Origin of the sequence: Sphingobacterium micropteri (genome assembly GCF_014692515.1) — a bacterium.
GTDB classification, from domain to species: Bacteria; Bacteroidota; Bacteroidia; order Sphingobacteriales; family Sphingobacteriaceae; genus Sphingobacterium; species Sphingobacterium micropteri.
The window spans coordinates 72,261-85,394 of sequence record NZ_JACOIK010000014.1 but is presented as its reverse complement, the minus strand read 5'-3'; the positions used below and the strand labels follow the sequence as shown (position 1 = coordinate 85,394).

General features: G+C 42.9%; 5 protein-coding genes. All 5 read left to right on the top strand.

Annotated elements, in window-relative coordinates:
• The first annotated feature begins 68 nt into the window (after positions 1-68).
• The 5 genes from H8B06_RS17870 (at position 69) to H8B06_RS17850 (ending at position 13,134) form a co-directional block, all read left to right on the top strand.
• Entirely contained in the window at positions 69-4,454 is a 4,386-nt protein-coding gene (locus H8B06_RS17870; protein WP_190995569.1) for a hybrid sensor histidine kinase/response regulator transcription factor, read from the top strand.
• Positions 4,455-4,706: 252 nt separating this feature from the next.
• The gene (locus H8B06_RS17865; RefSeq protein ID WP_190995568.1) at positions 4,707-6,107 is read left to right on the top strand and encodes a thrombospondin type 3 repeat-containing protein; all 1,401 of its coding nucleotides are present in this window, start codon (positions 4,707-4,709) and stop codon (positions 6,105-6,107) included.
• 56 nt (positions 6,108-6,163) lie between these two features.
• Positions 6,164-8,362, top strand: coding sequence for a fasciclin domain-containing protein (locus H8B06_RS17860; protein WP_190995567.1), 2,199 nt, complete (start codon positions 6,164-6,166; stop codon positions 8,360-8,362).
• 74 nt (positions 8,363-8,436) lie between these two features.
• Positions 8,437-11,655: a SusC/RagA family TonB-linked outer membrane protein gene (locus H8B06_RS17855; RefSeq protein ID WP_223857754.1), complete on the top strand. Its 3,219-nt coding sequence runs from the start codon at positions 8,437-8,439 to the stop codon at positions 11,653-11,655.
• Between the two features lie 12 nt (positions 11,656-11,667).
• Positions 11,668-13,134 (top strand): RagB/SusD family nutrient uptake outer membrane protein, encoded by a 1,467-nt coding sequence (locus H8B06_RS17850; protein WP_190307810.1) that lies wholly within the window; start codon positions 11,668-11,670, stop codon positions 13,132-13,134.

Genomic DNA, 13,134 nt, shown 5'->3' with positions numbered 1-13,134 from the left:
GATGTTAAGGAATGGTTTATATTTAGAAATTGTAAACCAAAATGACGATAGTATTGGAGCCGATATAAATGACTGCAAAAATTGGAAAAGCTTGGGGTGCGGTGATATGGATAATGTTTATCATTATATTTCATGCACAAGGAATCGCGAGAGAACCTAGATTTAGAACCTATTCAACCGAAAATGGATTGTCTCATGATGGGGTTTCCTGTATAGTAGAAGATAGGGAAGGTTTTATATGGTTCGGGACTTGGGATGGATTGAATCGCTATGATGGCAATAAATTTGTCGTTTATAAATCCAGACCTGGAGACCAGTCTACGTTAAAAAGTAATAAAATAAGGGAAATAGTTGAGGATAAGCGTGGATATCTATGGGTAAAAACATACGATAAGAAAGTATATCGTTTTGACAAGCGCAAAGAAGAATTTTTGCCGATTACGATGACCGATAAAGGAGGAAGTCTGGAACATGCCTTTATTTCAAGTATTATTCCGACGGCAAATGGGGATGTGTGGTTAACCACGGAAGACAACAGTGCGATATGCGTCTCCGACTTAGAAAATGGAAAGTTGCAGGTCGTAAACTACAGTATGGAAACCGCATATCTAGGAAATAACGTCAACTTCATATTTGAAGACCTCATGCATCGGGTTTGGTTTGGAACGAAACGTGGTTTGATCTGTTTAACCAAAGCGAATAAAGAATATACTCCCCTTCTCGAACCTAAAAATCAGGTGTATGGGCAACAACATAACTTCTCGCATGCGGCGACTAATGCAAAAGGAAAATTGTATTTCGCAACAACGGATGGTATTTTGGTAGCGTATGAGCCGACATCGAAAACCTTTTCCCAAAAGCGGATAGGAGACGGCGAAATTTCCGATATGTTGTTCTCCAAAACAGGCAAGATCTATTTAACCATGCCCAATCAGGGGTTGAAGATTTATGACACCCAACATGGTACCCTGCAGCAGAAAAATGGACAAGCGAATTATTTGTCTATGTATGAAGATCGAACCGGAAGTCTCTGGTTAGAACCGGAAAAAGACGGAGCCGTTTTATACAATCCATCGACCGATACATTCGACGCCTTTGTGCATAAGAAAGAACATAATTTACCTTTTATAACGCAAGAAGGATTTATAAACGACCGAAGTTTTAAAGTCTTTGAAGATATTAATGGAACGATATGGGTATGCTTAAAAGGGGGAGGATTTGGCGCGTATGAGAGCGGGACAAATAAATTGGCCTACTTCTATAACGATCCTGCCGATACGAATAGGCTGTTTTCGAACAATATCGTTGCGGCATATTCAGATAAAAAAGGGGTATTGTGGTTCTGTACTCGAAATGGTGGGGTGAATAAAGCAACTTTTTTTTCTGACAACTTCCGGCATAGTCGTTTAGTCAATACCTCCCCGGACCGGTTTGATAATGAAATAAGGGCTTTACTACAGGATTCCGACGGAAAGATATGGATTACAAATAAGCGAGGTGAAGTATATTTCCATAAAAACGACGATGTAAAAGTGCTCAATAATAGCCAAATTCCAGGCAGTATATATTGTATAACAGAAGATCGGCATAAGAACATCTGGATGGGCACCAAAGGCTACGGGCTGATTAAACTGGAGCCTGAAAATGAGCAGCGAACGAGATATAAGGTCGTCCGTTATGAGAACGATCCCAGGGACATCACGAGTCTGAGCAGTAATCAGATTTATAACATTACCGAAGATGATAAAGGTAAATTGTGGATATTTACCTTTCAGAAAGGTCCAAATCTATTGGTCGAAGAAAAGGGGAAGGTGCATTTTAAAAATATTAACAATTCCTTTAAGCATTATCCCAAACGCGCTTTTCAGGTGATACGGCATGCTATGGAAGGACCGGATAACAAGATATGGTTAGGAACTACCGACGGGCTCCTGCGGTTTGATCCGGACGGAAATCCCGATGACATTAAATTTATACCCACGGCAAAGATAGCGGGAGATAAAAGTAGTTTGGGAAATAACGATATCATGTACCTTTTTAAATCGAGTAATGATCAAGTTTGGATCGGTACTTTTGGCGGAGGCCTGAGTAAAGTTCTGAATAAACCCGGCCAATTTAATGAGGATCTGCGATTTAGAGCTTTTACCAAAGAACAGGGGTTGCCAAATGATATCATCCTAAGCATCATTGAGGATAACCATCAAAATCTTTGGATGACCACCGAGAATGGTATTGCGGTGATGAATGTCGCAACAGAAGATTTCAGAAACTACAATACCTATAACGGCCTCCCTAAAGTGGGCTTTTCCGAAGCGGCCTGTCTCAAAACCGATAAAGGAGAGATCTTTTTTGGAGGAATGGACGGTTATATATCGTTTTATCCGGACAAAATTGTGAATGAAAAATTTCCCGGCAATATGGTGTTTACGGGAAGCCAACTGTATAATAAAGAGATGGACATTAAGGATCCCGAATCGCCACTGAAAACATCCATTAATTATGCGGACAAAATTGTATTTCGGCATGATCAGGATGTGATTACCATTGAATACACCGTGTTGGATTATCGGGCGCCGGATGATATATCCTATGCTTATATATTGGAGGGATATGATAAAGACTGGCATTTTGTAAAAAACCAGAAGAAAGCTACCTATACCAAAATCCCGCCTGGGAATTACACGTTTCGGGTGAAAACGACCAGCAACGGACACTTCGCGAACATACCGGAAAAAAGTATAGCTATCATCGTAAACAAACCTTGGTGGTTAAGTGGCTGGGCGATCCTTTGTTATATTATTTTGGTTGTCGGTGCACTGGAGGTCGTTCGACGGATTATTTTCACGATGATAAGATTAAAGCATAAAGTAGCCGTAGAGAAGAAAATAGCGGCCTTGAAAATACAATTCTTTACAAATATTTCACACGAATTGCGAACGCCTTTAACACTTATCGTCAACCCATTGCGTAAATTGAAGCAGACCGAAACGTTATCAGAAAAGGGTGTTAAATACTTGTATGTGGCTAATAGGAATACGGACCGTATGGTTCGATTTGTCAATCAATTGCTGGATTTTCGTAAGATTCAAGAACAAAAGGCACAGTTAGATGTGAAAAAAGTAGAATTGGTGAGCTTTCTGACACAGTTGTTGGATAATTTCGCGGATATCGTCGCGGATAAGCAGATATCCTTAGAGCTGATTACCGGTGAGTCGGAAATCCAGATGTGGTGTGATGAGGATAAAATGGATATTGTGTTTTTTAATGTTATATCCAACGCGGTTAAGTTCTCTCCGCACAAAAGTCGAATTGTTATCCGTATCGAAAAAGAAAGAGAGCATATCATCGTTCAGATACATGATCAAGGCGAGGGCGTTCATAAAGATCAGCTCGACGTTATTTTCGAGCCTTATTACGAAGGGGGAAATTCGCAAGATAAAGCGTTTAAAGGCACCGGAATCGGTTTGGCCTTATCAAAAGATATTATGAATTTGCACGGTGGGACGATCGTTGCGGAAATAAACGAAGATGGAGGGATGACCTTTACCATCCAATTTTTGGAAGGCAATGCCCATTTTGAACCGCAAGATCTGTTGGCCGAAAATCTAGAAGTCCGTCAAGAAAAAGAACGCGCTGATGTGCCGACGGGGATATGCGAAACCGATGCGGACGAAAAATATGGAGAAGACCGCCTTAAATTACTTTTGGTCGAAGATAATCCGGAGTTAAGACGCTTTATGGTTGATGAATTCAAAGCGGTATATACGGTATACGAAGCCAGCAACGGCAAGGAAGGCTATGAGAAAGCGAGAGAATTGATACCGGATGTGATTGTTTCGGATGTCATGATGCCAGAAATTGATGGTATCGAGATGTTAGAAAAGATAAAAAGTGATCTGACAACGAGCCATATTCCCATTATTTTATTGACAGCGAAGTCCGCTATAGAAGATCAAATAAAAGGACTTTCCTACGGAGCAGATTTTTATATTACGAAACCTTTCCATATCGATTATGTAAAGCATCTGCTGCAAAATCTTTTAAAAAATCGACAACGGTTGGTTGCTGCTATTGTGGATCAGCAAACGATACTGAAACTGGAACCTACGGAAGTCGTCATCACGTCTAAAGACGAAACTTTTTTACGAGAGGTTATCCAAATTATTGAAAACCAGATGTCGGACACCTCGTTTACTATTGACGTGGCCGTAAATGCGATGGCGATGGGAAGAACCACGTTCTATAAAAAGCTGAAAAGCTTAACAAATATGTCTCCGGTAGAATTTATTCGGGACATTAGATTGAAACGAGCCAAGCAGTTGCTGGATACCGGTGAGCTTACGGTGACGGAAGTTGCCTACAAAGTGGGATTCAACAGTTCGGGTTATTTCAGTACCTGCTTTAAAGAGATGTATCAGGTTTCCCCATCTGATTATCTGAAAAAAAAGGGATGATTGTTGGTGTGTCGCTTCATAATACACCAACGCTTTCCTAGCAATTTTTGGTTAAATCGTTTAAAAAAAGCGCTTTGTCAATTTTTAAATGTATTTCGTCAATTTTTAAATACCTAAAAAATAGACGTGCCCTACATTTGACTATGTGAAGTAACACCTACATCGTTTCGAGATAAACGGATGTAATAACTAAACACCAACGTATAAACATTAAAATAGGGGCTTTTTTAAGCCTGTCTTAAACTAACTAAGATGAGGAGAGATTTGAACCTAATCGGAGGATTATTTGTCGGGGTCTTATTCACCCTAAGTTCCGTATTACAGGCGCAGTCATTGCTGTCTTTTCCGGGAGCAGAAGGATTTGGACGGTTTGCAAAAGGCGCAAGAGGACACGAAGAACCTCGTGTTTATTTTGTAACGACCCTTGCAGACGATGGTCCGGGTTCTTTTCGGGAGGCAGTAAGTCAACCTGGACGGTTTGTTGTCTTTAGGGTTGGGGGTGTAATACATTTAAAAAGCAACATAACGGTTGCCCCTTACACCACCATTGCCGGACATACCGCTCCGGGAGACGGGATTGTTTTGTATGGAAAAAAAGTTTCCTTTTCGGGCGCTAATGAAACCATCGTGCGTTTCTTACGTATTCGTTTGGGTGCTAATACAGGTGCAGGAAAAAATGAGGATGCGTCCGGCATCGCAAACGGTAAAAATATAATCTTGGATCACATGTCGTTTTCATGGGGATTAGATGAAGTTTTCTCTGTCAGCTGGGATAAAAAGGGCGTGGAGCCGGATAGTATAACGCTCCAGAACTGCATTATTGCGCAGGGGCTACATCGGTATAATCATTCTGCAGGCGGGTTGATGCAAACAGGAGGTAAGTTGTCCATATTAAAGTCGCTTTATATCAGTAATAAGACCCGTAACCCGAAAGTAAAAGGAATCAGTGAGTTTGTGAATAATGTTGTCTACAATTTTGGTAATGCCAATAAGACCAATAATGAACATCAGTTGTCAGCAGATGCTTATATTCTAGGGGGCAATTCGGAGATGATTTCTAATGCGCTCATACTAAATAACTATTTTATTGGTGGTCCTGCCACACCGAAGGACAAGCAAAGTCCGTTTTCGAGAGGGAACGAGAATTTTAACCTGTATCAAACGGGCAATTATTACGATAACAACCAAAATGGGATATTAGATGGAGTGTTGATAGAAGAGAATGAGCAATGGTATCCAGGGTTGATGTTGAAAAATTTTAAAACAAAGGCCGATTATGCCGATTATCCCTCCGTATCGCCGGCGTTGCAAGCACAAGAAGTAGTTTCTTATCTGATTAATCAAGTTGGCGCAACACGGCCGAAACGAGATCAGGTAGATGCTTTGCTAATTGATGAGCTATCTAGTAAAGGTGTCTCCGGACTTTATGTTTATGACGAGTCGGATTTACCGTTAAGTAATGCTGGATTGGGTGATCTAGCAGATGAGCCATCATTAATAGATACCGATAATGATGGTATTCCCGACGAGTGGGAAGTCCGTCTAGGTTTGGATAAAAATAAGAAGACAGATGCCCTCCAGTTAAGTAATGATCCGAAATACGGGGGATATTTGAATATAGAAGTTTATCTCCATCATCTTGCAAAACAATAAGATAGACTAGAATAAATAATAAACAATAACTAACAATTCAGTAAACCAATTAATCCATGAGAAAACTGTTACTGTACACAATGAGTGTATTTATAGCTTGTTTTGTGGCATGTTCCAAGAAAGAACTGGTCTCGCATTACGAACGTCCGGATTGGCTAAAAGGCAATAGTTGGGAAGTCTTGGAGGATAGGGGCCAGTTTACCCTGTTTTTGGAAGCAGCAGAACGGGCAGGATTTAAAGAGGTCCTCGATGGAAAAACCATCGCCACGGTTTTTGCTCCGTCCGACGAAGCGTTTCAGCGATATCTGGCCGAAAACAAGTGGTCTTCCGTAGCCCAAGTTCCACAACAAGAATTGAAAAAGCTGATTGGCTACCACTTAGTCTACTACGCCTTCAATAAAGACATGTTGGTCAATTATCAGCCCAACGGCAGCGAAGCGAGAGAGCCCAATATGGCGGGACTCTATTACAAACATCGTACGCGTAGCTCAGATTCGATCAGCATAGAGCTGGATCAGATTACCGGAAAGCAGCGAAAAGTATTCAACAAGGATCGCTTTCTGCCGGTTTTATCTCCAACACATTTTCAGACCAAAGGTATTGATGCTGCAAGCAACTACGGGTATTTCTTTGGCAGCGGAACCTGGAAAGGAGACAGCGGTTTTAACGTGGGAAATGCCGGAGTAACCGAGTATTCCATTCCCAGCGATAACGGATATATCTACATCGTCGACGAAGTCTTGAAGCCGTTGAAAACCTTGCATGCAACGCTCGAAGAATATCCCGAATACAAGGATTTTTTGACTATCTACGATCGTTACCGGACGTTCACTTATGATGAGGAGACTAGCAGAGACTATGCGCTAGCGGGAGACTCCCTCTTTAATGTGTCGCACGGTGCATTGCCATCTATCGCGTCCGAATGGACCACCTATGGCTTGTCAGATGCGGTCGCATATTTTGATTTAGCCGGACTGGCTTATAGAGGGTTTAATGTGTTTGCGCCAAATAACAGAGCCTTGGAAAGCTTTTTTGATAGCTATTTGGCCGAACACTATACGTCGCTGAGTCAAGTAGATCTACTGCCCCTATTGTTGTTAATGTATAACCATGTGCATGCGGGTAGTATTGTCTTCCCGTCCGAAATCGGAAAGAATCCCGATATCAAGACGGCTTTCGGTACGCCGATCGTATTTGATCCAGACAACGATGTAAAACAAAAAGCTATTGCCTCCAATGGCGCTTTCTATGGCTTGGATAAAGTATTGGTGCCCGATATGTTCAATAGTGTAACCGGTGCGGCATTCCGGAATCCGAATTACAAAATTTTCATGTATATGTTGTTCCAATCCGGCCTTTATGAAACCTTAGCGAGTAATGATATCGACTTTACACTTTTTATACCGACCAACGTGGTTATCCAGAATACTTATATTGGAGATAGCCAGCTGTTTTGGACGGAGGGAAATCCAGCAGTATTTGGCGACGAATACATTTTGGTTGAAAACTCGGACGGCGTCCTCGTGGCCTTATCCCAAAATCAAATGGAGAACTTTGTTTCAGACCATATTGTATATGATGAAATCACCACCCTACAAGGGAAAAAAGTGTACCGCACCCGAAATCCGTTTAACTATGTCTATGTGATAGACGGAAAAGTATACTCTACATCTACCTATAACGGGCAAGAAGATGTAGCTGCCCGTAATATCGAAGGTGCATGGTACAACGGTCGGAGTATGGAAACACAGGTAGCGATGGGTGCGGAAACGAGAACGATCAAGTTTACGTTGATCAGTGCAGAATCTTCTGTGAACGTGCTACATCCCTATGCCGAATTCTCCAAATTACTAGCTCGTGCCGGATTGATGGAAGTCGGGAACTCCTTGTCTTTCCTGTTTGGTAATCGCTTTCTACTCTTTGCGCCAGATAACGAGACGGTGTTAGCTGGTTTGGAAGATGGTAGCATCCCGACTGAAAAATCGGAACTAGCAGCATACCTGAAATCCTATTTTGTATCTGTTCCGGATAACTCTTTGGGCGACTATCCATTTCCGGGATTTGGTGTTCAGGGAACATGGGATACAGCTTTGCGACTGGGAGCTTCGGGATACCGACAGATCAGTCTGGCAGATCGCGGAACAAATCTCGAGTTAATTGATTCGGATGGTACCGTAGTCCCGATTTTAGGAGATTTTCCGCAGGTATTCAGTGATGGAGCTGTTTATCGAATAAACAAGCTGTTAAAACGATAACGGATTAAAATATTTTAGGTTTAGCATTTAAAAAAAGATAAATGAGGCGATATATATTAACCTTAATAACATGTTTGAGCGTTATTTCTCTGGTCGTCGGTCAATCATCCAATGTGTTGACGGGAAATATAAAAGGTCAGGGAAATGAAGCGCTACAAGGGGCTTCGATCTTTGTAGAAAACAAAGATAATAGAAACTTAAGGGGGGCTTCCACAGACGCCCAAGGACAATATAGTGTCGAGGTGCCCGCAGAAAGTGATTTGACAATTGTAGTTGCGTGTATAGGCTACATTTCACAACGGATCCCTTATACGGGGCAAGCTGAAGTGAATGTGACTTTACAAGTTGACGATAAGTCTATTGAAGAGGTCGTGGTTACCGGCGCCGGAGATCAGCAACGGAATGCCATGGGTATTTCGTACCGAAATCAAGTTTCGGCAACCGAGAGTATCGATATGAAAGCTCTGGAAACCATGCCTTTTGCTTCTATTGAAAGTGGTCTGCAAGGACGATTGGCCAACGTAGATATTATTTCCGGTGCCGATCCCGGAGCGCGTAGCTCGATCCGTATTCGCGGAACCTCCTCGCTCAATGGAAGTTCGGAGCCCTTAATCGTTGTTGACGGTGTACCCTATCCAACGGAGATTTCCAGTGATTTTAATTTCTCGACGGCCAATGATGAGGATTTCGGCGCGTTAATCAACATTTCGCCGATGGATATCGAATCGATCGAAGTACTGAAAGATGCGGCGGCAACAGCGATATGGGGATCGCGTGGCGCGAATGGCGTTTTACTCTTTAAAACCAAAAAAGGCCGACAGGGGAAAACACGATTTGCCTTTTCCAGTAAAGTCGACGTCAAACGAGAGGCAGAGACCATTCCGATGTTGGATGGTGGACAATATGTCGCCATGATTCAGGATGCGATCTGGAATTCCGTAAACGATTTGGGGTATCAGCGCGCACTTCCTTATCTCTCGTTGTTGTATAATACCCAAGAGATCAACTACGATCCGTCATGGATTTATTTTAAAGAATATAACCAAAATACCAATTGGATGGATCAGGTTACCAAAGTCGGGTATTTTGTCGACAATTCTTTGTCGATCAGCGGCGGAGGAGATAAGGCCACTTACCGTGTATCCTTAGGCTACTTGAACGATGTCGGAACGACAAAAGGAACGGGGTTGAACCGCTACAATTCCTTGGTAAGCGTGAATTATAAGTTTTCGAACAAGTTTAATATAAATGCGGATATGTCGTATTCATTGAGTAACCGCGACAATTTTTGGACGGGAAAGATTCAGACACCACGTGGCATGGCGATGACGAAGATGCCGAACATGAGTCCGTACTTTATAGATGCGTACGGTAATTATACGGACGAGTATTTTACACCGCGTCTTAATTTCCAGGGAAGTTTTATTGGGGATGAAAAAGAAAGTATGTACAATCCTGTCGCGATGGTCAATGAATCGGTTAATAAAACATCTGGAGAGCAGGCACGTGTTATTTTTAGAGCACAGTACCAGGTCCTTCCTGAACTGCAATATACTGCTACGGTAGGCTTTGATACCCGTTCCACCAAGAATAAAAAGTATTTGCCACAATCCGTGACTGGAGTGATCTGGACAGATCCGTTCTTCAACAGAAGTACAGATGCGCTAGCCGATAACTTATACATTTCAACAGAAAATAAATTTATATACAATAAGACTTTTCAACAAGATCACAGTATTGTCGGGGCCGCATTGGTACAGACGCGAGAGTCAAGAAATTTTAGTTATGCCAGCGAGACCTCCGGAAATGCATCTTCCTCACTGAGTGATCCCACTTCAGGTGGAGCGATTGCAAAAATGGGATCCGGTAACTCGATGGGAAGAGATATTGGTGTGATCTCCAGTGTGCATTACGGATTTAAAAATAAATATTTAATTAACGGAACCTATCGCTGGGAAGCTAGTACCGCAGTTTCTGCGCAGCATCGTTGGAAGGGATTCCCTGCGCTCGGGGTGGCTTATCATCTTGGTGACGAGGAGTTCATCAAGAAATTGGGCATCGCCGATATGGTCAAACTACGTTATAGCTGGGGGAAAACCGGTAACTCGCCACGCGGTAATTACACCTATTTAGGCGTATTTGAGCCGATTACCCCCGGTTATGGTGATATGGCGGCGATCAGGCCTGTATCCATGCAGCTCGACAACCTCAAATGGGAAACGGTTACACAAACCGATTTCGGCGTTGATCTGGCCTTCTTTAAAAACAGGTTGACTATTACCGGTGAAATTTATAACCGCGTGACCACCGACTTATTACAGAAAGATGTAAAACTGCCGTCCTCGACCGGATTCACAGAAATGAGCTTCTACAATTCCGGCCAAATGGAGAATAAAGGATGGGAATTGATCCTGAATGTCGAGGCCATTCGTAGTAAAGACTTTGGTTTGAGTTTTAGCCACCTGAATATTTCCAAGAATAGAAATACCGTGCTGGAATTGCCAGATAATATGGAGTTTGAACGCTATGATTTTGACAACGAAAATTATGCGCACAAAATTGTAGAAGGAAATCCATTGGGTTCATTCTATGGTTATCGGTATCAAGGCGTGTATCAAAATATAGAAGAAACCTACGCCCGGGATCTGAATGGCGAAGTTATTCGGGATCTCGATGGAGAAGCCGTGTTCACCCGGAATGGAGATCGACGCGTATTTGCGGGCGATGCCAAATATCAGGATATCGATGGAAATGGGGTTATCAATCAGTATGATATTGTCTACTTGGGAAATGCCATGCCGCTCTTTACGGCGGGTGGAGGAATTGATGTCCATTATAAAGGGTTCCGTTTGAGCACCTTTTTCCACGGACGATTCGGACAGAAAGTGGTGAACAAAATTCGGATGAGTACAGAGAATATGCGCGGAACGGGCAATCAGAGTACCGCCGTATTGGGAAGATGGCGGAACGAGGGTGATGCCAGTATGATCCCGAGGGCGCTGTACGGTGAAGGCTATAACTATCTTGGATCAGATCGTTTCGTCGAAGATGCATCATTCGTGCGATTGAAGATGGTGTCGCTACGTTATTCGTTACCTAAGTCGCTCATAGAGCGCTTTGGAGTCTCCCGTTGTGACGTATTTGCCACCTTACAAGATGTGTATACCTGGACAAAATATTCGGGTCAAGACCCCGAAGTATCACTTTCCAGCGATGTATATATGTTAAGTCAAGATAATGCCAACACCCCACGGCCACGACGGTTTGCGTTGGGCGTAAATGTAAATTTTTAATACAGAAGAATTATGAAAGTATGGTATAGCTTCCTAATAATCACAGTGCTGTTGATAAGCAGTTCTTGCCAAAAATGGCTGGAATTAAAGCCGGAAAACCAGCAGGTTACTGATGACTATTGGGCAAATAAAGAAGAAGCGGAAGCGGTTTTAGGAGCGGCTTATGTCGGACTCCAGAAAGCGGTAAAGGATATGTTAATTTTCGGTGACGGACGTGGCAATACATTAAGTGTAGCGGGTCTTGTCGTAGATATGGACTTAATACGGCTAAAAGGCTTGTCCATCCTGCCATCCAACAAGCTGGTGAAATGGAGCAATTTTTATCAGATTATCAATTATGCCAATATGGTATTGAAATATGCGCCGGATGTGGTGGACAGGGATCCCTCGTTTAATCAGGCCGTCATGCAATCTTATCTGTCAGAGGCGTATTTCCTCCGGGCATTAAGTTATTTCTACATCGTGCGCACGTTTGGGGAAGCACCGCTCCTTCTTGAACCTTATATGGACGACCACGCAGCCTACGAAGTCGCGAAATCCTCCAAAGAACAGATCATGTTACAGATTGAACACGATTTAACAACAGCTTTAGCCAATAGCAAAGAAATTTGGCCGACGGTATGGGAAACAAAAGGACGTGCCACGAAATGGGCTATCCACGCCACATTGGCTGACGTCTATTTATGGATGGGCGAATATGATAAAGCCATCATATCTTGTAACGCCGTGATGGAGTCGGGGCGAGTGGGATTGATTCAGGGAAGGATAAATACCACCAATAATTGGTTCACCATCTTTAGTGAAGGCAATACCAACGAAGGGATTTTCGAGATACAGTTTGATAACTCCAAGGCGCAGAATAACGATTTGATGAATATGTTCGGTGCGTCGTATAACTGGATTATCTCGAATTATGCCCTGTCATTATATGCGGAAGATACAGAAGATATACGTGCGCTTGGAGCTTCTTATGCCACCGATCTGAAAATATGGAAATATCTCGGTGCCGAAGCAGGCACGGGGGTACCACGCTCGTTTAGCGATCAAAACTGGATTGTATACCGGATGGCCGATATTTATCTCATGAAGGCGGAGGCGCTGATCATGAAAGGTGAAAGCTCCTACCCGGCAGCGATAGAACTCATTACCGATGTCCGCACCAGAGCGACGATATCTCGTCCATTGGACGCAGGTACTACGGAGCTACAGCTATTGGACGCATTGCTCAAAGAACGAGCAAAAGAGTTTCTGGCAGAGGGGAAGCGTTGGTTTGATCTATTGCGTGTCGCGCAGCGAGACAACTATAAATACAAAGAATATTTTATTGAACAGGTACTAGCAGGTAACCCCGGAGCCGCTGCGCCGGTGATTCGAGCGCAGCTGATGAATGAAAATGCACATTACCTGCCGATCCACATCGATGAATTGCGCTTCAATAGGCTTTTAGTACAGAACCCCTATTATGAACACTTAAATTAA